Annotated in this window: 19 protein-coding genes and 2 tRNA genes; 10 read left to right on the forward strand and 11 right to left on the reverse strand. The window is 61.9% G+C overall.

Annotated features, from left to right (window positions below; all coding sequences use genetic code 11):
• Position 1 precedes the first annotated feature (1 nt).
• On the forward strand, positions 2 to 913 hold the full coding sequence (locus BMW49_RS01185; protein WP_069516924.1) for a response regulator: 912 nt from the start codon (positions 2 to 4) through the stop codon (positions 911 to 913).
• A gap of 121 nt (positions 914 to 1,034) precedes the next feature.
• Here the strand turns inward: BMW49_RS01185 and BMW49_RS01190 are convergent, their stop codons facing one another.
• Positions 1,035 to 2,381: a class II 3-deoxy-7-phosphoheptulonate synthase gene (locus BMW49_RS01190; protein ID WP_069516923.1), complete on the reverse strand. Its 1,347-nt coding sequence runs from the start codon at positions 2,379 to 2,381 to the stop codon at positions 1,035 to 1,037.
• Positions 2,382 to 2,581: 200 nt separating this feature from the next.
• Here BMW49_RS01190 and BMW49_RS01195 point away from each other — a divergent pair, with 200 nt between their 5' ends.
• Positions 2,582 to 3,355 carry a spermidine synthase gene (locus BMW49_RS01195; RefSeq protein WP_069516922.1) on the forward strand — a complete coding sequence of 258 codons (774 nt, stop codon included), beginning with the start codon at positions 2,582 to 2,584 and terminating at the stop codon, positions 3,353 to 3,355.
• Positions 3,356 to 3,365: 10 nt separating this feature from the next.
• On the opposite strand, the gene BMW49_RS01200 is transcribed toward BMW49_RS01195, so the two are convergent.
• The gene (locus BMW49_RS01200; protein WP_069516921.1) at positions 3,366 to 4,157 is read right to left on the reverse strand and encodes a crotonase/enoyl-CoA hydratase family protein; all 792 of its coding nucleotides are present in this window, start codon (positions 4,155 to 4,157) and stop codon (positions 3,366 to 3,368) included.
• Between the two features lie 378 nt (positions 4,158 to 4,535).
• Here BMW49_RS01200 and BMW49_RS01210 point away from each other — a divergent pair, with 378 nt between their 5' ends.
• Complete coding sequence (locus BMW49_RS01210) at positions 4,536 to 6,218, forward strand: DEAD/DEAH box helicase (RefSeq protein ID WP_069516920.1); 1,683 nt, start codon at positions 4,536 to 4,538, stop codon at positions 6,216 to 6,218.
• Between the two features lie 73 nt (positions 6,219 to 6,291).
• On the opposite strand, the gene BMW49_RS01215 is transcribed toward BMW49_RS01210, so the two are convergent.
• From BMW49_RS01215 to BMW49_RS01235, 5 genes are all read right to left on the reverse strand, one after another.
• Positions 6,292 to 7,059 (reverse strand): DODA-type extradiol aromatic ring-opening family dioxygenase, encoded by a 768-nt coding sequence (locus BMW49_RS01215; RefSeq protein WP_069516919.1) that lies wholly within the window; start codon positions 7,057 to 7,059, stop codon positions 6,292 to 6,294.
• Between the two features lie 153 nt (positions 7,060 to 7,212).
• Positions 7,213 to 8,085: a protease HtpX gene (htpX, locus tag BMW49_RS01220; protein WP_069516918.1), complete on the reverse strand. Its 873-nt coding sequence runs from the start codon at positions 8,083 to 8,085 to the stop codon at positions 7,213 to 7,215.
• 162 nt (positions 8,086 to 8,247) lie between these two features.
• Complete coding sequence (locus BMW49_RS01225) at positions 8,248 to 8,730, reverse strand: hypothetical protein (RefSeq protein WP_069516917.1); 483 nt, start codon at positions 8,728 to 8,730, stop codon at positions 8,248 to 8,250.
• Positions 8,730 to 9,476 carry an SDR family NAD(P)-dependent oxidoreductase gene (locus BMW49_RS01230; protein WP_069516916.1) on the reverse strand — a complete coding sequence of 249 codons (747 nt, stop codon included), beginning with the start codon at positions 9,474 to 9,476 and terminating at the stop codon, positions 8,730 to 8,732. Before BMW49_RS01230 ends, BMW49_RS01225 begins: the two co-directional genes overlap by 1 nt.
• A 12-nt stretch (positions 9,477 to 9,488) precedes the next feature.
• Positions 9,489 to 10,700: a pyridoxal phosphate-dependent aminotransferase gene (locus BMW49_RS01235; protein ID WP_069516915.1), complete on the reverse strand. Its 1,212-nt coding sequence runs from the start codon at positions 10,698 to 10,700 to the stop codon at positions 9,489 to 9,491.
• Between the two features lie 219 nt (positions 10,701 to 10,919).
• Between BMW49_RS01235 and msrB the strand changes: the two genes are divergently transcribed.
• From msrB to BMW49_RS01250, 3 genes are all read left to right on the forward strand, one after another.
• On the forward strand, positions 10,920 to 11,315 hold the full coding sequence (gene msrB / locus BMW49_RS01240; RefSeq protein WP_069516914.1) for a peptide-methionine (R)-S-oxide reductase MsrB: 396 nt from the start codon (positions 10,920 to 10,922) through the stop codon (positions 11,313 to 11,315).
• A 119-nt stretch (positions 11,316 to 11,434) separates the two neighbouring features.
• The gene (locus tag BMW49_RS01245) at positions 11,435 to 11,920 is read left to right on the forward strand and encodes a glutathione peroxidase (RefSeq protein WP_069516913.1); all 486 of its coding nucleotides are present in this window, start codon (positions 11,435 to 11,437) and stop codon (positions 11,918 to 11,920) included.
• Positions 11,917 to 12,378: a MarR family winged helix-turn-helix transcriptional regulator gene (locus BMW49_RS01250; RefSeq protein WP_069516912.1), complete on the forward strand. Its 462-nt coding sequence runs from the start codon at positions 11,917 to 11,919 to the stop codon at positions 12,376 to 12,378. Before BMW49_RS01245 ends, BMW49_RS01250 begins: the two co-directional genes overlap by 4 nt.
• Before the next feature lie 11 nt (positions 12,379 to 12,389).
• Here the strand turns inward: BMW49_RS01250 and BMW49_RS01255 are convergent, their stop codons facing one another.
• Positions 12,390 to 14,708 (reverse strand): hybrid sensor histidine kinase/response regulator, encoded by a 2,319-nt coding sequence (locus BMW49_RS01255; RefSeq protein WP_069516911.1) that lies wholly within the window; start codon positions 14,706 to 14,708, stop codon positions 12,390 to 12,392.
• 102 nt (positions 14,709 to 14,810) lie between these two features.
• On the opposite strand from BMW49_RS01255, the gene BMW49_RS01260 reads away from it, so the two are divergent.
• Both BMW49_RS01260 and BMW49_RS01265 read left to right on the forward strand, forming a co-directional pair.
• The gene (locus tag BMW49_RS01260; RefSeq protein ID WP_069516910.1) at positions 14,811 to 15,701 is read left to right on the forward strand and encodes an ATP-binding protein; all 891 of its coding nucleotides are present in this window, start codon (positions 14,811 to 14,813) and stop codon (positions 15,699 to 15,701) included.
• A complete protein-coding gene (locus tag BMW49_RS01265) occupies positions 15,698 to 16,180 on the forward strand; it encodes a GAF domain-containing protein (protein ID WP_069516909.1) in 483 nt (160 codons plus the stop codon). The genes BMW49_RS01260 and BMW49_RS01265 overlap by 4 nt, the downstream gene beginning before the upstream one ends.
• Before the next feature lie 70 nt (positions 16,181 to 16,250).
• On the opposite strand, the gene BMW49_RS01270 is transcribed toward BMW49_RS01265, so the two are convergent.
• Complete coding sequence (locus BMW49_RS01270; RefSeq protein WP_069516908.1) at positions 16,251 to 16,916, reverse strand: glutathione S-transferase family protein; 666 nt, start codon at positions 16,914 to 16,916, stop codon at positions 16,251 to 16,253.
• Between the two features lie 12 nt (positions 16,917 to 16,928).
• Positions 16,929 to 17,699, reverse strand: a complete 771-nt coding sequence (locus tag BMW49_RS01275) for a hypothetical protein (protein ID WP_069516907.1) — start codon at positions 17,697 to 17,699, stop codon at positions 16,929 to 16,931.
• 237 nt (positions 17,700 to 17,936) lie between these two features.
• On the opposite strand from BMW49_RS01275, the gene BMW49_RS01280 reads away from it, so the two are divergent.
• Together BMW49_RS01280 and BMW49_RS01285 are read left to right on the forward strand one after the other, a co-directional pair.
• Positions 17,937 to 18,012 (forward strand) — tRNA-Glu (locus BMW49_RS01280).
• 8 nt (positions 18,013 to 18,020) lie between these two features.
• Positions 18,021 to 18,096, forward strand: a tRNA-Gly gene (locus BMW49_RS01285).
• A 124-nt stretch (positions 18,097 to 18,220) separates the two neighbouring features.
• Here BMW49_RS01285 and BMW49_RS01290 read toward each other — a convergent pair.
• Positions 18,221 to 18,631 (reverse strand): PA2817 family protein, encoded by a 411-nt coding sequence (locus BMW49_RS01290; protein ID WP_069516906.1) that lies wholly within the window; start codon positions 18,629 to 18,631, stop codon positions 18,221 to 18,223.
• Positions 18,632 to 18,683: the final 52 nt, after the last annotated feature.

Below are 18,683 nucleotides of genomic sequence, written 5' to 3' on the forward strand. Positions count from 1 at the left end.
TATGAGCGAGCCCATTCGTATTTTGTTCGTCGACGATGAAGAGCGCATTTTGCGCAGCCTGGCCCTGCAGTTTCGCCGCGATTATCAAGTGCTGACCGAAAGCGATCCGCGGCGGGCCTTGCAGCGCCTGAAAAGCGAGCCGGTGCATATCATCGTCAGCGACCAGCGCATGCCGCAGATGAGTGGCGCCGAGCTGCTCGCCCAGGCGCAGCAGATCGCTCCCGATACCTTGCGGATTCTGCTGACCGGCTACAGCGATCTGGATGCTGCCGTGGAGGCGCTCAACAGTGGCGGTATCTTCCGCTACCTGACCAAGCCCTGGGACCAGCAGGAAATGGCTTTTACCCTGCGCCAGGCGGCGCAGATCGCCGCGCGCCAGTTGCAGGTGACGAGCGCACCAGTGGTGCTCTCGCAGGACGCGCTTAGCGTGCTGTTGCTGGATGAAGAGGCGCCGACCTTCGACGTGGTGTCCGGGTTCTGTGCGGCTCACGGTCATCGCTTGCTGCGCGCGCAATCCCTGAACGAGGCGGTGGCGCTGCTCAACAGCCAGCCGGTCGATCTAGTGGTCAGTGACCTGCAGGTGGCTGGCGAGGATGTCTCGCCCTTGCTAAAAAGCCTTGCCCAGGCCCACCCGCGTTTGTTGAGCCTGGTGGTTACACCGTTCAGCGACACGCAGTCGCTGCTCAAGTTGATCAACGAGGCGCAGATTTTCCGCTATCTGCCTAAACCGATCCGCCGTGGCCTGTTTGAAAAGGGTCTGCAGGCGGCTGTCGAGCAGGCGCAGTTATGGCGTGCGCAACCGGCGCAGGTGGTCACCCGTCTGGCCCAGCCGCCCCGCGACGAGCATGACCGCGAGAAGGTTGGCAGCCTGATGGGCATGTTGGGGCGTCTGCGCGAGCGCCTGACGGCGTAGGGCGGTGCCGCCATGGAGCATCCTGAATAATCTGCTGCGGCTGTGGGAGGGGCTTTAGCCGCGACTGAACGCATCGCGGCGAAAGCGCCGCGCCGCCCCTCCCACAGAGCCTGCTAACCCCCTAGCGGCGCACCTGCTTGAGGGTTTCGGCGATCAGGAACGCCAGTTCCAGGGACTGGTCGGCATTCATCCGTGGGTCGCAGTGGGTGTGGTAGCGGTCCGACAGCCCGGCTTCGGTGATTGGTCGCGCACCGCCGATGCATTCGGTGACGTTCTGCCCGGTCATCTCGATATGGATACCGCCGGCGTAGCTGCCCTCGGCCTGGTGCACGGCGAAGAACTGCTTCACCTCAGCGAGAATCTGCGCAAAGTCGCGGGTCTTGTAGCCGCTTGAGGCCTTGATGGTGTTGCCGTGCATCGGGTCACTGCTCCACAGCACCTGGCGGCCTTCGCGTTGCACGGTACGAATCAGGCGCGGCAGGCCGGCTTCGACCTTGTCCGCGCCCATGCGCACGATCAGGTTGAGACGACCGGGGTCGTTGTCCGGGTTGAGGATGTCGATCAGGCGGATCAGGTCCTCATCGGTCATGCTCGGCCCTACCTTGACCCCGATCGGGTTGCCGACGCCGCGCAAAAACTCGACATGGGCGCCGTCGACCTGGCGGGTGCGGTCGCCGATCCACAGCATGTGCGCCGAGCAGGCATAGTCGCCGCCGGTGAGGCTGTCGCGGCGCACGAAGGCCTCTTCATAGTTCAGCAGCAGCGCTTCGTGGGCGGTGAAGAAGCTGGTCTCGCGTACCTGAGCCGCGCCGTCCATGCCACAGGCGCGCATAAACGTCAGGGTTTCGTCGATGCGGTCGGCCAGTTGGTTGTACTTCTCGCCCAGGGCTGAGTGCTCGATGAACTCCAGGTTCCATTTATGCACCTGATGCAGGTCGGCAAAACCGCCCTGGGCAAAGGCACGCAGCAGGTTGAGGCTGGCGGTGGACTGATGGTACGCCTGCAGCAGCCGCTCCGGGTCTGGCACGCGGCTGGCGGCGTCGAAGCCGATGCCGTTGACGATGTCGCCACGGTAGGCCGGCAGGGTCACGCCATCGATGGTTTCATCGTTGGCCGAGCGCGGCTTGGCGAACTGCCCGGCCATGCGTCCGACTTTTACCACCGGGCAGCCGGCGGCAAAGGTCATGACAATGGCCATCTGCAGCAGCACCTTGAAGGTGTCGCGGATCTTCGCTGCACTGAACTCGGCGAAACTTTCGGCGCAATCGCCGCCCTGCAAAAGAAACGCGCGCCCCTGAGTCACTTCGGCAAACTGGCGACGCAGCTCGCGGGCTTCGCCGGCAAATACCAGCGGCGGATAACCGGCCAGGGTCTGCTCGACGCGTGCCAGCTGGGCGGCATCAGGGTAGTGCGGCTGCTGGATGATGGGCTTGCTTCTCCAGCTTGCAGGGCTCCAGGGTTGCGACATGTCGGCTCTCTATCGGGGCAGCAGGTGATCGGTGGGGCATGGTAACCGATCACTGCCGGGCTTCAAGCCGATGGCGCTGATAGACCGGATGTATAGCTGCCCTGCTGAGGTAATTAGCGCGTGACCCGAAGCCGGCGCTTGCCTGACAATTGATCTTTCCCGGCATGAGGCTGGGGTGAATATTGTGGGAGAACAGTGCAATGCCAGGGTTGCCGCCAGTGGAAGATATGGCCGATGAAGTGGTGCTTGCCGAAGTTCGCGATGCCTTCGGCGTGATCCGCGTGGTGGAAATCGGTGATTACCGCTTCCTTGAGTTCGGTGACTCCATTGAGCAGAGCTGCGTGTTCACCGCTGACCCGAGTTGGCTGGAGTACGACTACACCCGCGCCATGCTGCTCGGCGCGCTGTGCCATGAAGCGCCCGAAACGGCGCTGTTTCTCGGTCTAGGGGCTGGCAACCTGACCCAGGCCTGCCTGCGCTTTCTCGACCTGGACGATGTCGAGACCATCGAATTGCGCGCTGATGTGCCGCGTCTGGCCATGGAGTTTTTGGGGCTGGACGATGATCCGCGCCTGACCATCCGCATTGGCGATGCTCAAGAATTGCTGGAAAGCGCGGAAAAAACCGACTTACTGTTCGTCGACCTGTACACCGACCATGGCCCGGCGACTGGGCATCTGGCCTGGCGGTTTCTGGAAAACTGCCAGAAGCAGCTCAACCCCGGTGGCTGGCTGGTGATCAACCAATGGGCCGGCAATGACGGCAAACCGCTGGGCGCGCCGCTGTTGCGCGGGCTGTATCACCGGCACTACTGGGAATGCCCGGTCAAGGAAGGCAACGTGGTGCTGCTGGTGCCGGCTGATCTGGAGCAAACGCTCGATATGGACGGCCTGCGCGCCCGCGCCGAGGCCCTGGCTCCGCGCCTGGGCTACTCCCTGCTGCCGCTAATCAACGCGCTGCGCCCGGCCACCTAGCTGTGCGTGCTTAACTGCCTTTGAAGTCGCCTGGGCGCCGTTCGAGCATGGCGCGCACACCTTCGCGGGCATCGTCGCTGCCCATCAGGCGCACGACCGTTTCGTGCAGCTGCGCCGCCGCCGCTGCTTCGCCCTGGGTCACCGCCAGGCGGGCAGAGGCCAGGGTCGCCGCCACACCGAGCGGTGCCTGGGCGGCAATCCGCTCGGCCAGGAACAGCGCGCGGGGCATCAGATCTTCACTGGCCAGCACTTCCTGCACCAGGTTGAGCCTATAGGCTTCATGGGCATCGAACTCATCGCCGGTGAGCAGCCAGCGCATGGCATTGCCCCAGCCAGCCGCCTGGTGCATGCGTAGCGTGGCGCCGCCGAATGGGAAGATCCCCCGCTGCACTTCCATCTGCGCAAAGCGCGTGTTGCTGGCGCAGAGGTTGATATCCGAAGCCAGCATCAATTCGATGCCGATGGTGTAGCAGTAGCCTTTAGCAGCGACTATTACCGGTTTGCTGACCCGTGGTCCGCCGAATACGCCCCATGGGTCGCAGCCACCCTCGGGGATTTGCCAGCCGGCGGCGAACTGCGCGGCGACATTGGCCAGATCGAGCCCTGCGGTGAAATGCTCGCCATGGGCGAACACCAAGGCCACGCGGGCCTGGGAGTCGCGCTCGAATTCGCCGTAAGCGCGGCACAGGTCATCGAGCAGGGCCAGGTCGAACGCGTTGCGCTTGGCTGTGCGGTCCAGGCCGATCAGCATGATGGCGCCTCGTTTTTCACGGCTGACGCGGCCCTGGATGGTCTGAGTCATTGCAGGAGTCCTTCGGCGAGTTGAGCAGTTGCACGGGTATAGACCATCCGGCGAATCAGGCCAAGACTGTAGAGCATTTTTTGCCGGACGCGTGCTGTGCTGGGGGCGGTGCGCGTTTCAATATGCAAAAAACCAGCACAGCTGTCAGGTTTTCCGGTATAGTGCGCGCCGGTCAATTCATGGCCACGTTCAGGTTGCACAACTCGCCCGGAGGTTGACTTCGGCAGTCAGTTCGCTTTGCGAACTACCCTTGACGATTCATTTATCACACGTTTTCGCAAATCCCCGCCTACAGGGCTGCCAGGGTGACTTTCGGGTCGTACACGGCATGCGCAGCTTTGGAACATGGGTCTTTGCGGATGCACTAGAGGCAGACCCATGACCCAGGAAATTGGCGGCTTCGCCGCACTCAATCTCAACCCCAATGTTCTCGCTGCTGTCATCGCCACTGGCTATGAAGAGCCTTCGGCTATTCAGGTACAAGCGATTCCAGTGATCCTCGCCGGCCACGATATGATCGGCCAGGCGCAGACCGGTACCGGCAAAACTGCAGCTTTCGCCCTGCCAATTCTCAGCCGCATCGACCCGGCCAAGCGCCAGCCGCAAGCGCTGATCCTCGCGCCGACCCGTGAGCTGGCCCTGCAGGTTGCCACCGCCTTTGAAACCTACGCCAAGCAAATGCCGGGCGTGAATGTCATCGCCGTTTACGGTGGCGCACCGATGGGCCCGCAGCTCAAAGCCATCCGCAATGGCGCACAGATCGTCGTGGCCACGCCGGGCCGCCTGGTAGACCACCTGCGTCGCGATGAGAAAGTGCTGTCGACCATCCAGCACCTGGTGCTCGACGAAGCGGACGAAATGCTCAAGCTGGGCTTTATGGACGACCTCGAAGTGATCTTCAAGGCCATGCCGGAAAGCCGCCAGACGGTGCTGTTCTCCGCCACGCTGCCGCACTCGATCCGCGCCATTGCAGAAAAACACCTGCGTGACCCCAAGCACGTCAAGATCGAAACCAAGACCCAGACCGTGACTGCCATCGAGCAGGCGCACCTGATGGTCCACGCCGACCAGAAGCACGCTGCTGTTCTGCGCCTGCTGGAAGTCGAAGAGTTCGACGCACTGATCGGTTTCGTACGCACCAAACAAGCCACCCTGGACCTGGCCGCCGCGCTGGAAGCCAAGGGTTACAAGGCTGCCGCGCTGAACGGTGATATTGCGCAGAACCAGCGTGAGCGCGTCATCGAGTCCCTGAAAGACGGTCGCCTGGATATCGTCATCGCCACCGACGTCGCTGCCCGTGGTCTCGACGTGCCGCGTATCACCCACGTGATGAACGTGGACATGCCCTACGATCCGGAATCCTACGTGCACCGTATCGGTCGTACCGGCCGTGCGGGCCGTACCGGCCGTGCACTGCTGCTGGTGACGCCGCGTGAGCGCCGCATGCTGCAGGTGATCGAGCGTGTGACCGGGCAGAAGGTCGGTGAGGTCAAGCTGCCGAATGCCCAGCAAGTGCTGGACGCACGCATCAAGAAACTGACCAACAGCCTGGCACCGCTGGTAGCGGACGCCGAAGCCAGCCATGGTGAGCTGCTGGATCGTCTGACCGCCGATATCGGCTGCAGCCCGCGTGCCCTGGCCGCAGCCCTGCTGCGCAAGGCCACCAATGGCCAGGCCCTGACCCTGGCTGACGTCGAGCGCGATCAGCCGCTGGTGCCGAGCAGCACTGGCACCCGTGAACGTAGCGAGCGCAGCGACCGGGGCGAACGTCCTGAGCGTGATGGCAGCCGTGAGCGTCGTGCACCGGTACCGCTGGCCGAAGGCCGTGCCCGTTGCCGTACCGCGCTGGGTGCGCGGGACGGTATCGCCGCGAAGAACCTGCTCGGTGCCATCCTCAACGAGGGCGGCCTGGTCCGCGAAGCCATCGGTCGCATCCAGGTGCGCGAGAGCTTCAGCCTGGTCGAGCTGCCGGAAGAAGGCCTAGAGCGTCTGCTGACCAAGCTGAAAGATACCCGCGTAGGTGGCAAGCCCCTGAAGCTGCGTCGTTATCGCGAAGATTGATGCTTCGCTGAATCAAAGGAGCCCCGCCAAGTGCGGGGCTTTTTTTATGCCTGTTGTTTGGCGAGCACCAGACTCAGGCGAAGCTGTAGATGTCCATGCCCAGTGCGCCATAGGTGAAGCCGCCATGCTCCACCTGAAAGGCGCCGCCGGCACCGCGGGCGAAGAACAGCGGTAGCAGGTGCTCGTCGCTGGGGTGGTTGCGCTGAGCAAAGGGCGCTTGCTGCCGATAGTCGTGAAGGCGCGATTCATCATCGCTGGCCAGGGCATCGACAATCCAGTCGCGAAACGCCTTGGCCCAGGGCTGGATGCTGTGTGGGCCTGCCTGCCAGTCGAGCTCGCCGAGGTTGTGGGTGATGCTGCCAGAGCCGATCAGCAGCACGCCTTGCCCGCGCAGGGCTGCCAGGGCGCGGCCAATGCGGGTTTGCAGGGCAGGGCCGTGGCGGCTGGGCAGGGAAATCTGCACCACCGGTATATCGGCCTGGGGATAGAGCAGAGACAGTGGCACCCAGGTGCCGTGGTCAAAGGGGCGTTCGCTGTCGGCCTGTGCTTCCAGTCCCGCCGCAGCGAGCAGGGCGATGACTGTTCGCGCCAATACTGGGTCGCCTGGCGCGGGATATTCGACGCTGTACAGCGCAGGAGGGAAGCCTCTGAAGTCATGCCAGGTTTGTGGCCGGGCGCCGCTGCTGACGCGCAGTGCCTGGCTTTCCCAGTGGGCGGAGACAATCACGATGGCTGTGGGCCGCGGCATACGACTGGCCAGTTGCACGAGAGCTGGGCCGCTGGCGCCAGGTTCAAGGGCCAGCATGGGCGAACCATGGGAAATGAAAAGGCTGGGTAGCATGGGAGGCTCCTGATCGATGGGCCATCTTTGATCAGGGGTCGCAGGGGATCAAACAGGGAAATTCGAGCGCAGTAATCGACTTTCTCGATCAGTCGATCGTACAGGCAAAAGAAAGGCGACCCGCAGGTCGCCTTGTCCAGGTGGTGCTGAGTATCAGCCGCGCTGACGCAGCGCTTCGATACGGTCTTCCAGTGGCGGGTGGGTCAGCAGCAGCCCAGCCAGGCCGTTTTTCAGGCCGCCATTGATGCCGAAGGCCGTCAGGCTGGAAGGCATCTCAACGGGAACCCCTTGCTCGGCGCGCAGGCGTTGCAGGGCGGCGATCATCGCGCCTGTACCCGCCAGGCGGGCACCGGCTTCGTCGGCCTTGAACTCACGTTTACGCGAGAACCACATGACAATGATGCTGGCCAGAATACCAAGGACCAGTTCGGCGAAGATGGTTGCCACGAAATAGCCGATACCCGGGCCGTCTTCGTTTTTGAGGATGACCTTGTCGACGAAGTTGCCGAAGATCCGCGCGAAGAACATCACGAAGGTGTTCACCACGCCCTGGATCAGTGCCAGGGTGACCATGTCGCCATTGGCCACGTGACCAATCTCGTGGGCCAGTACTGCACGCACTTCGTCGGGCGAGAAGCGCTCCAGCAGCCCTTGACTGACGGCGACCAGGGCGTCGTTCTTGTTCCAGCCGGTGGCGAAGGCGTTCGACTCATAGGCCGGAAAGATGCCAACTTCCGGCATCTTGATACCGGCTTCGCGCGACAGCTCCTCGACAGTCTGCAGCAGCCACTGTTCATGGCGGGTGCGCGGCTGGGTGATGATTTCGGTCTTGGTGCTCATCTTCGCCATCCACTTGGACAGGAACAGCGAGATAAGCGAGCCGGCAAAACCGAATACGGCACAGAAAACCAACAGGCTTCCGTAGTTCTGGCCGGTAAAACGATCCACCCCCAACAACTTGAGGGTGATACTGGCGATGATCAACACCGCCATGTTGGTAGCCAGGAACAGCAAAATGCGCATCATGGTGTGAAACGACTCCTCAAAGGGATAGATGTGTTCAATATGCCGGCTATATAAGGGCGGGCACCCCGGCGCTTCAACCTAGGGACTATTTCAAACTATGTCGCTGCCCATCTGCGTGGGCTGCAGGTGGGATATTTGTGCCGTGCCAATGCCAGCGGGCACTCAGTCATCGACGTCATCGGCCTGTTGTTTGGTTGCGGCCGGCTTGGGTTCGCTCAGGTTGCTTGCGAACAGTAGGCGGGTAAGGCGGGCGATACGTTCACTGTGGTGCTGCGCCAGGGCGTCACGCAGTTGAAAGGCCAGCGTGCCCTGTACGCGACGTACGCTCGGTGGCAGTGCCTCGCCGTCGGTTAGCGCATGAAGTGTGCTGCGGCTCAAGCGCAGAAAGCCTTTTTCGCTGAGCACGGCCTGGTCGAGGGCGTCGTAGGCGATGGTGCTTTCGAAACGCAGGTAGCCTTCTTCGGCCAGCCACAGCAGAGTGCCGAGGCAGGCTTGGTGGCGTTTGCTCGGTAGGCCGAACTCGTCCGGCTCTTCGCGGCCGATCAGGTCTTCGACATACAGGTCGATACGTCGCGGAAAGGCCTGGTACAGCGCCAGCAGGCCCGCCGCGGCGTCCTTGTAGAAGTCGTCGATATGCAGGTCCATCAGAGGCGCGCCACCAGCGCGGTGGGCAGCAGTGGCAGCAGGCGGCCAAGGATCGCCCAGGGCCAGCCCGGTACGTAGGCCAGTGCGCGTTTACGGTCGATATGCCGGGCAATCAGGCGTGCGCCTCGCTCGACGGGAATCAGGAAGGGCCGGCTGCGCAGGCTGGCATTGAGTGGGGTGTCGATATATCCCGGCAGAATCAGGCTGGTCGCCAGGGTTGTGTGGTGCAGTTCGGCACGCAGCGCTTCCATGTAGCGGATCAGCCCTGCCTTGCTTGCCGAGTAGGCGGCGTTGCGCGGCAGGCCGCGCTGTCCAGCGACCGAGGCGATGGCGACCAGGTGGCCGTGGCCTTGCTCGCGAAACAGCGCGCAGGCCGCGTCCAGGCAGGCGATGGTGCCGAGCAGGTTGGTTTCCAGGGTCAGTTTGTCGCGCTCGAACTGGCCTTCGCTGCCGCTGCGTCCACCCTGGGCGATGCCGGCGTTGGCGATGATGCCGTCGAGCCCGCCGAGGGCGTGCGCGGCCAGGCCGACCACGTCTTTGCAGGCTGCGTAGTCGGTAACATCCAGTGGCAGAACAACAGCCTGACGGCCGTGGCGCTCACGCAGGCTATGGGCCAGGTTGTGCAGCGCGTCTTCGCGCCGCGCCGCCAGGGCCAGGTCGAAACCCTGGGCGGCGAGGGCGTGGGCCAGGGCTTCGCCAATGCCGGAGCTGGCGCCGGTGAGCAGGTAGCGAGGGGCCGCAGGCATGGCGTGCTCCGTTTATTGTCGGTAGGTTTTCAGAAAGTTGCCGATGCGCCCGATGGCCATCTCCAGCTCATCCACGCGCGGCAGGGTGACCACGCGGAAGTGATCCGGCCACGGCCAGTTGAAGGCAGTGCCCTGGACGATCAGCAGTTTTTCCGAGAGCAGCAGATCGAGGACGAATTTCTCGTCGTTATGGATCGGGCAAACCTTGGGGTCGATCTTCGGGAAGGCATAGAGCGCACCCATCGGCTTGACGCAGCTGACGCCCGGGATGTCGTTGAGCAGCTCCCAGGTGCGGTTGCGCTGCTCCAGCAGGCGGCCTTGCGGCAGCACCAGGTCATTGATGCTCTGGTAGCCGCCCAGGGCGGTCTGGATCGCATGCTGGCTCGGCACGTTGGCGCACAGGCGCATGTTGGCGAGGATGTCGATGCCTTCGATATAGCTCTGTGCGCGGTGCTTGGGGCCGGAAATTGCCACCCAGCCTGAACGGAAACCCGCCACGCGGTAGCTCTTGGACAGGCCGTTGAAGGTCAGGCAGAGCACGTCCGGGGCCAGGGAGGCGGTGCAGATGTGCTGGGCTTCGTCGTAGAGAATCTTGTCGTAGATTTCGTCGGAGAACACCACCAGGTTGTGCTGGCGGGCGAGCTCGACGATGTCCTGCAACACCTCGCGCGAGTACACCGCGCCGGTTGGGTTGTTCGGGTTGATCAGCACCAGGGCTTTGGTGTTGGGGGTGATCTTGGCGCGCATGTCGGCGATATCAGGGAACCAGCCGGCCTGCTCGTCACACAGGTAGTGCACCGGCTTGCCACCGGACAGCGCCACGGCCGCAGTCCACAGCGGGTAGTCGGGCGCCGGGATGAGCACTTCGTCACCATTGTTGAGCAGCGCCTGCATGGCCATGACGATCAGTTCGGACACGCCGTTGCCCAGGTAGATATCCTCAATGCCGATGCCTTCGACCTGCTTTTGCTGGTAGTACTGCATCACCGCTTTACGGGCGCTGAACAGACCTTTGGAGTCGCTGTAGCCTTGGGCCGTAGGCAGGTTGCGAATAACGTCCTGGAGAATTTCCTCGGGGGCCTCGAAACCAAACGGCGCCGGGTTGCCGATATTCAGCTTGAGGATGCGCTGGCCTTCCTCTTCGAGACGCTTGGCGTGCTTGAGCACCGGCCCACGGATGTCGTAGCAGACATTGGCGAGCTTGTTCGATTTGCTGAACTGCATGTGGGGTTCCCGAGAGGTGAGGCGCTGTTGAACAACCTTGTAAAAGACTCGATCGCTTGAGCCTTGGCAGGCTGTAACGCCGGTGACAGACTGGCGTCGAATGATACGTCGCAGCCTGATCTTGGCAAAGGTGCCTACCGGGCTTTTTTGCGGTGTGCCCACCAAGGTATGCGGCGTCAACAATCGCTTCGGCGATTTTTCACTTGAGGAGTATGTGTCGTGGATAAGCTCGAGAAACCTCTGGATGCCTGGCGCGAAGAGCTGTCGGACACTCAGTTTCATGTGTGTCGCCTGGGTGGCACCGAACGCGCTTTCACCGGCGAATACCATGACAGCAAGACCCCAGGCATTTACCACTGCGCCTGTTGCGGCGAGGCCTTGTTCGATTCGGATGCCAAGTTCGATTCCGGCAGCGGTTGGCCCAGCTACTTTCAGCCGCTGGGCAAGGATGTCATCACCAGCGTCGACGACTTCAGCCACGGCATGCACCGCATCGAGGTGAAATGCGGGCGCTGTGACGCGCACCTGGGCCACGTATTCCCTGACGGTCCGGCGCCGACTGGGCTGCGTTACTGCATAAACTCGGTATCGCTGAAGCTGGTGCCGCGCAGCTAGCTGTGTGTGGCAGGTTCGACCTATGGCTCGCCATCAGCGGGCCTTATTTTTCTGAATATAAATAGTGTGCAATTCAATTGCGCACTATTTTGGTTGCCTCATTTCTGTAGGGTTTCGCCATGACCGATAAATTGTTCGATATTCCGCTGACCACCATCAAAGGTGAGCAGACCACGCTCGCCGATTTCGCCGGCAAGGCCGTGCTGGTGGTCAATACCGCCAGCAAATGTGGGTTCACCCCGCAGTACAAGGGGCTGGAGAGTCTCTGGCAGCAATACAAGGATCGTGGTCTGGTTGTGCTGGGTTTCCCTTGCAATCAGTTCGGCAAGCAGGAGCCGGGCAATGAAGGGGCGATTTCCGAGTTCTGCGAGTTGAATTTCGGGGTCACCTTTCCACTGTTCAAGAAGGTCGATGTCAACGGCGCGGATGCTCATCCGCTGTTCGTGCAGGTCAAGAAGCGTGCCCCGGGTCTATTGGGGAGTCAGGGCATCAAATGGAACTTCACCAAGTTCCTGATCAGTGCCGACGGCAGCCAGGTCAAGCGTTTCGCCCCTACCACCAAGCCGCAAGACCTGACTGCCGAGATCGAAGCCCTGCTCAAATGAGTGATTTCGATGCATCCCTGCAGTTGGACAACCAGCTGTGTTTCAAGCTGTATGCCGCCTCGCGGACCGTCATTCGCGGTTATAAGCCGATGCTCGAAGCGCTTGGCCTGACCTACCCGCAGTACCTGGTGATGCTGGTGCTCTGGGAGTGGCAGGGCAGTCCGCCGGCGCAACCTACGGTCAAGGCCCTGGGCGCGCGGTTGCAGCTCGATTCAGGCACGCTGACCCCCTTGCTCAAGCGCCTGCAGCAACTTGGCCTATTGCGGCGTCAGCGCGGTGCTGTGGATGAGCGCGAGGTGCACCTGTACCTGAGTGAGGCGGGCCAGGCCTTGCAGACTCGGGTCGCGCCGCTCAAGCACGCGCTGCTGTGTCAGCATGGTGTCGATACGCAGGAGTTGGACCGTTTACGCTTGCAGCTGGGCGAGCTGCTGGATCGCCTGAACCCGGTCAATAATTAGAACCTCTGTGTTCAGTCATCAGTGGCAGGCAGCCATTGGTTCAGCAGGCTGGCCAATTCGTCGCGGCGAAAGGGTTTGGCCAGGTAATCGTTCATGCCTGCGGCGCGACAGCGCTCGCGTTCATCCGGCAGGGCATTGGCCGTTAGCGCGATGATCGGTAAATCCGCGTAGCGGACGTCCTGGCGGATGCGCCGACTGGCCTCGTAGCCGTCCATAACGGGCATATTGCAGTCCATCAGCACCAGGTCCACGGTCTCGCGGGTGAGCATATCGAGGGCCTCGGCGCCCTGGTTAGCCAGCAGGACATCGTGCCCGAGTTTGCCAAGCATCCCTTTGGCGACCAGTTGATTGACCGCATTGTCCTCGACCAGCAGCACACGGCGGCGCGTGCTGTTCTGGGTTGCCGCGGGGCTGCTGCTGGCCGCCGTAAGCGGTTGTGGCGTCAGCCGGCGTTGCAGCACTTGCAGCAGGGAGTGGCGCGACAGTGGGTGAGGCAGTTGCTCAAGCGGCGCCAACGCACGCGCCTCTGCAGCCGGCAGAAAGCTGCCGTAGCGGGTGACCAGCAGAATGGGTACCGGGTTGCTGCTGCGCAGGGTCGGGAGGCATTCCGGGCAGTCGCTGATCAATAGGTCGACGCTTAAGCCGGCCAGGCTGGCGTCGGTGTCCAGTCGTTGATACGCCAGACCCCAGGCTGGCAGTGTCTGTTCGAGTACCGCGGCCAGGCCGGAGCGACTGGACGTCAGTGCAACCACGCGACCCTTGAGGTGCGGCACGCTTGCTGGGCCGTCCTGGCTGTGCAGCGGCAGACTGGCTGTAAAGCAACTGCCGAAACCCTCCTGGCTGCTGACCTCCAGCTTCCCGCGCATTGCCTCGCATAACCGACGGGTCAAGGCCAGGCCCAGCCCTGTGCCGCCGAATTGCCGGGCGATGCCCGCACCGCCCTGGGCGAAGGGTTGGAAAATACGATTGATTGCCGCCTCGGCAATGCCGATACCCGTGTCGCGCACATGGATGGCTACGCCTTCGGCAGTGCGCTCGACCTGGACGTCGACCCGGCCGAAGCGGGTGAATTTCAAGGCATTGGACAACAGGTTGCTGACAATCTGGCGCACCCGCGTCGGGTCACCGGCCAACTGGACAGGCAATTGCGGGTCGATCAGGCAGGTCAGCTCTACGCCAGGAGAGGCGTTCTGCGAGAGCAGGCTGGCGGTGTCTTCGACCAGGTTGCCCAGGTTGAAGGGAATCTGTTCGAGCTCCAGTTGGCCGGCTTCGAACTTGGACAGGTCGAGAATATCGTTGAGCAGTTCGACCAGCACCGTGCCCGAGTCATGGGCGATCGACAGTTGCTGGCGCTGCTCGCTGTTCAGTGGGCCATCCAGGGACAGCGCGAGCATGCCGAGCAGGCCATTGAGCGGGGTACGGATTTCGTGGCTCATGTTGGCCAGAAAGGCCGAGCGCGCCTGGGCCATGTCCAGGGCCTGGCGGCGTGCGGCTTCCAGCTCGTGGTTCGATTCGATCAAGCGCTGGTTGGTGGCGCTGAGTTCGTTGGTACGCGCTGACACGATGTTTTCCAGCTCGCTCAGGTATTGGGTCAGGCGATCTTCTGCGCCACGGCGCTGCTCGATTTCTGTGCTGATGCTGTCCAGATGCTGATTGGTAACCTGTACCAGGATGCCGATTTCGTCGTGCTCATGGCCAGGCGGGCAGGGCAGGCGTGTGCGGTCGGGGCTGCTCAGGTCGCGCTCGCTGAGCGCGCGGATGACCTGGACCAGCGGTTTGGTCAGCATGAAATAGAACAGCACCAGCAGAATCAGCGACAACAGCAGGCTGCGGGCGAAGCCGGTGGCCAGGGTGAGCAGGGCGCGGTTGAGGAAGTGGCTGCCGAATGCGTAGGTGTCTACTTCCAGTTTGAGAAAACCCAAGGCTTCACCCGGGGCGTGGCTGATGGCGAGAGGTGTCGCAAAGTGCCGGCGCGAGCCGAACAGTGAATCGCTGAACACCCGGTAGCGGCTTTCCAGGGCCGGGCGGCTGACACTGGCCAGGGGCCGGTCGGCCGTATCGACGAGGGCTGCACTGATCACGGCCGGCGAGCGCAGCAGGCCCATGACCAGTTCCTGGGCCAGCTCGGCGTCGATGTTGTAGGTAATGCGGGCGGCGGGATTGTTGCTGATTTCCAGCAGGGCATGAATCTCGCGGTTGATGGAGGCGTCTTCGCTGGCATAATCAATGCCCACCTGAATCAGGCTGAGCGCGGTCCCCAGGATAAACGCCACCAGCACGGTCAACCCGGCCTGTTTGAATGAAAGGCGCTGTGTGAGCGATAGATCCATGGTTGAGGTTGTCTCGTATCCGTCCGTTGCCAAGCATAGCCCATCTGCCTCGTCACTCGGCAGCACGCGGCGGCGGCATTTTCTTCCAGCAAGGAGCCTGCCATGCAGTCCCCGTTAGATGCGTTTCTGGCTCGCGCCGATCAGCTGATGAGCCGGCTAGAACCCCTATTGCCTGTGGTCAGGACGCCCATCGACTGGGCGCAGTGCCTGGCCGCGCGTTGGCACCGTGAAGGTAGCAGCGGTTATCTGCAACCGTTGGCCGTAAGCCTGGACCTGAGCCTGAGCGATCTGATTGGCGTCGATACCCAGTGCGAGCAACTGGCGCGCAATACCCGCCAGTTTGTCCAGGGCCTACCGGCCAACCACGCCTTGCTGTGGGGCGCCCGTGGTACGGGAAAATCCTCGCTGGTGCGCGCTTTGCTGACCGAGCATGCGGCTAACGGCCTGCGCCTGATCGAGATCGAGCGCGATCATCTGGCCGATCTGCCACGGCTCGTGGAGCAACTTCAGCACCTGCCCCAGCGCTTCGTGCTGTTCTGTGATGACCTCTCGTTCGAGGCGGGCGAGGGTGATTACCGGGTGCTCAAGAGCGTGCTCGATGGCTCGCTGGAGCGGGCGCCGGACAACCTGTTGCTGTATGCCACGTCCAACCGCCGCCATCTGCTGCCCGAGCGAGAGAGTGACAATGCCAACTGGCAGCGCGTCGATGGCGAGTTGCACCCCAGCGAGGCGGTCGAGGACAAGATCGCGTTATCCGATCGTTTCGGGCTTTGGCTGTCGTTCTACCCCTTCACCCAAGAACATTTTCTGTCAGTGGTGCGGCACTGGCTTGAGGTGCACGCCAAGGCGGCAAACCTGACCTGGCAATGGGATGAGGCGCTGGAGAAGGCCGCTATTCGCTGGGCTCTAGGGCGCGGTAATCGTAATGGCCGCTGCGCCTACCAATTCGCCCGCCATTGGGTGGGCCTGGCCTTGCTGGAGCAACAGACATGATTGATTTACAGACAACCGGGCAGGGGCTGGACGGCCATGCCTTGCGCGCGGCGCAGCTAGAGGCCTTGTTGGCCGGTGAGCGGGACTTTATTGCCAACGCGGCGCAGTTTGCCGCCTTCTTGTTTCACGAACTGGATGACCTGAACTGGGCCGGCTTCTATCTGGCGCGTCATGACGAACTGGTGCTGGGGCCGTTTCAGGGCAAGGTTGCCTGTGTGCGGATTCCCTTTGGCCGGGGTGTCTGTGGCGCCGCTGCGGCCAGCCGGCAGACCCAGCGGGTCGAGGATGTGCACGCATTCGCCGGGCATATCGCCTGTGACAGCGCCTCGAACAGCGAGCTGGTGGTGCCGCTGGTCAAGGACGGCCGGCTGATTGGCGTGCTGGACCTGGACAGCCCGAGCGTGGGGCGCTTCAGTGAGGCTGATCAGGCCGGTGTCGAGCAATTGTGCCGAATTTTTCTGGCAGCCAGTGACTGCTAGGGGCTGTTGCCGTTTCTTTCGCGGCAATACGATTTGCGATCAAAACGGCAACAGGCTTAAGGCGCGCTACTCAGTCCGTTTTGGGCTTCATCCGGGCGAGCATTTTTTGTTCGCCCGTCACTACCTCTTCGACAATCGGCAGCGTGCGCATACGCGCATAGTGCGCAGCCAGGTTGGGCCAGCGTGCGGCATCGAGGGTTTCGCCGCCGTGTTCCATGTTGATCAGTTGGCAGGCGATTGCCAGGTCGGCCAGTGAAAGCTGGTCATCGACGAAGTAGGGCGCGGCGCTCAGCGTCCGTTCCAGATAATCGAAGTGCCGCGGCAGCTTGTCGTGCAGCGCAGCCTGCACGGCCGACTCGTTGCAGGGCTGACCCATGCTGGGCAACAGTGCGCGGTTGCGGAATACGGCGAAGGTACACAGAGGCGCCAGTTCGTAGTCCGCGTATTTTTCCAGCCAGCGGACCTGGGCGCGCTGGGTGGCTGTCTGGCCGAGCAGGTGAGGTGTTTCGGGATACTGTTCGTCGAGGTATTGGCAGATGACGCTGGAGTCGGCGAGGCTGGTGTCGCCATCCTTGAACGCGGGTATACGGCCCAGAGGGCTAATGTCTCGATACCAGTCTGGCTGATTGGTGGGCAGGATGAGTTCCAGGTTGTAGGCAAGATTTTTGTATGCCAGGCAGAGCCTGACTTTGCGCACGAAGGGTGACAGTGCAGCACCATATACGATCAGGCTCATGGCATATCTCGATTAGTCGTAGAGAGATTTTTTCTTCCAGTCGTCGTCGCTGTCGAGAGCCTTGAGGCCATCGATCAATTCACTGTTGTCTTCGGCAGCCGGCTTGCCCATGTCCACCACCATGGCGTTGGCACGCGCCAGCTGGGCTTCCAGCTTTTGCAGGGGTGCCTGGTAACGGGTCGGGTCCGGTTGTTTGCGCAGGTACTGCACGCCGCGCTCGAAGGCCAGACGGGCGGGGCCAGGCTGATTGCTCTGCACTGCCTGCATGCCGATATTGGTAAACAATTCGATATGCAGCATCACCAGCATGTGGCGGATCTCCAGGACCCACAGCTTGGCTTCATTGGTGCCCAGCACACCATCCTTGGCGCAGCGGGTAATGAGGTTGTGCAGGTTTTCCAGTTGAAAACGCACATCCTTGGCGCGCGCTTCGGCAATGATCTTCTGCGGCGGATTGCGCACCGGGATGGAATCGCCCAGAGCAATCTGCTGGCGCAGGTCATCAAGCTGGCGTTTGAGCGCTGCATTGCCCCGGTCGAGCAATAGCAGACGCTCGAGGAAGTGGACCTGCAGGTTGCTCAGCATAAGCTTCAATGCGGGCGTCATGAACTGGCCGGGCAAGCCCTCAGAGGCTTCGGCCAGGCGGCGTACGCGATCAGTCAGATCCGCCTTGAGGCGCGCCTTTTCCAACTTGTTGTTTTCGACCAGATTGTTGATGTAGGCAATCGTAATCAGGATGACGATGCCGCCGACAATCAGCAGGGTTATCACGAGCGGGGACATCCTTAACGACCTCTCGGGCACTGGTAGTGCGATCGAGTGTAGTGCCTTCGCGGCTTAGCTCATAGCACAGGACTTCGCTCGATGTGCTAAAGCATTGTGAAGTCGTTGATTTTAAAAATATTTTGCAGAGTGGTTGACGAGCCTTCAAAGGCTCCATAGAATGCGCGCCACTTCCAGCGCAATGCCTGAAACGGCAAAGTGAAGGAAGCCGGAAAGCAATAACGGATTCCGGGCAATGTCCCCTTCGTCTAGTGGCCTAGGACACCGCCCTTTCACGGCGGTAACAGGGGTTCGAGTCCCCTAGGGGACGCCATTTTGTATGCGGGAATAGCTCAGTTGGTAGAGCACGACCTTGCCAAGGTCGGGGTCGCGAGTTCGAGTCTCGTTTCCCGCTCCATTTTCGAAAGAAAATAACGAAAACGCCGCTCACTGAGCGGCGTTTTCGTTTCTGCGATTTATACAGCGCTTGCTAAAGCCCGCTGACACCTGTCTGGCGGGCTATTCGCGTATCGGTTGCGCGCTTAGTGCGCGTTACCGCTAGCGGGCATGGCCAGCAACTGCTTTTCCTGGTTCCAGTCGAACGGTTCGTCGTTTTCCAGTGCGTAGAAGCGGCGCTCCTCGAGGCTCTGGTACATCTCGATTTCTTCGTCGGGCATAAAATGCAGGCAATCGCCGCCGAAGAACCACAGCAGGTCCCGCGGGACCAGGTGGGCGATTTGCGGGTAGCGCTGGAAAATCTGGCTGATCAAATCCTGGCCCAGGTAGAGACTGCCTTCCTGGTCGTGGGGCAGGTCAGCGAGCAGTTCGTCGTAGCGTTCCAGGTACATGGCGTGGCTGTCATCGAGAATCTGTTCGGCTTCACCCAGGGCTACCAGAATCCCGCGCAGGTGGTTGAGCAGGGCGAGGTGGTGGTCGAGGTGCGCATTGGCCATGGGGCAAATCCTGTTAAGTAAAACGGGCGCAGGAGTATAGAGCTCCACGCGC

The sequence above is a fragment of the Pseudomonas cuatrocienegasensis genome (assembly GCF_900110925.1).
GTDB classification, from domain to species: Bacteria; Pseudomonadota; Gammaproteobacteria; order Pseudomonadales; family Pseudomonadaceae; genus Aquipseudomonas; species Aquipseudomonas cuatrocienegasensis.

Bases quoted from the DNA above. Each gene is read 5' to 3' on its own strand.
- htpX (WP_069516918.1), bottom strand. From the start codon at position 8,085: ATGATGCGCATTTTGCTGTTCCTGGCTACCAACATGGCGGTGTTGATC.
- BMW49_RS01190 (WP_069516923.1), bottom strand. From the start codon at position 2,381: ATGTCGCAACCCTGGAGCCCTGCAAGCTGGAGAAGCAAGCCCATCATC.
- BMW49_RS01210 (WP_069516920.1), top strand. From the start codon at position 4,536: ATGACCCAGGAAATTGGCGGCTTCGCCGCACTCAATCTCAACCCCAAT.
- BMW49_RS01200 (WP_069516921.1), bottom strand. From the start codon at position 4,157: ATGACTCAGACCATCCAGGGCCGCGTCAGCCGTGAAAAACGAGGCGCC.
- BMW49_RS01245 (WP_069516913.1), top strand. From the start codon at position 11,435: ATGACCGATAAATTGTTCGATATTCCGCTGACCACCATCAAAGGTGAG.
- BMW49_RS01230 (WP_069516916.1), bottom strand. From the start codon at position 9,476: ATGCCTGCGGCCCCTCGCTACCTGCTCACCGGCGCCAGCTCCGGCATT.
- BMW49_RS01235 (WP_069516915.1), bottom strand. From the start codon at position 10,700: ATGCAGTTCAGCAAATCGAACAAGCTCGCCAATGTCTGCTACGACATC.
- BMW49_RS01195 (WP_069516922.1), top strand. From the start codon at position 2,582: ATGCCAGGGTTGCCGCCAGTGGAAGATATGGCCGATGAAGTGGTGCTT.
- BMW49_RS01290 (WP_069516906.1), bottom strand. From the start codon at position 18,631: ATGGCCAATGCGCACCTCGACCACCACCTCGCCCTGCTCAACCACCTG.
- BMW49_RS01215 (WP_069516919.1), bottom strand. From the start codon at position 7,059: ATGCTACCCAGCCTTTTCATTTCCCATGGTTCGCCCATGCTGGCCCTT.
- BMW49_RS01250 (WP_069516912.1), top strand. From the start codon at position 11,917: ATGAGTGATTTCGATGCATCCCTGCAGTTGGACAACCAGCTGTGTTTC.
- BMW49_RS01270 (WP_069516908.1), bottom strand. From the start codon at position 16,916: ATGAGCCTGATCGTATATGGTGCTGCACTGTCACCCTTCGTGCGCAAA.
- BMW49_RS01185 (WP_069516924.1), top strand. From the start codon at position 2: ATGAGCGAGCCCATTCGTATTTTGTTCGTCGACGATGAAGAGCGCATT.
- BMW49_RS01255 (WP_069516911.1), bottom strand. From the start codon at position 14,708: ATGGATCTATCGCTCACACAGCGCCTTTCATTCAAACAGGCCGGGTTG.
- BMW49_RS01225 (WP_069516917.1), bottom strand. From the start codon at position 8,730: ATGGACCTGCATATCGACGACTTCTACAAGGACGCCGCGGCGGGCCTG.
- BMW49_RS01265 (WP_069516909.1), top strand. From the start codon at position 15,698: ATGATTGATTTACAGACAACCGGGCAGGGGCTGGACGGCCATGCCTTG.
- BMW49_RS01260 (WP_069516910.1), top strand. From the start codon at position 14,811: ATGCAGTCCCCGTTAGATGCGTTTCTGGCTCGCGCCGATCAGCTGATG.
- BMW49_RS01275 (WP_069516907.1), bottom strand. From the start codon at position 17,699: ATGTCCCCGCTCGTGATAACCCTGCTGATTGTCGGCGGCATCGTCATC.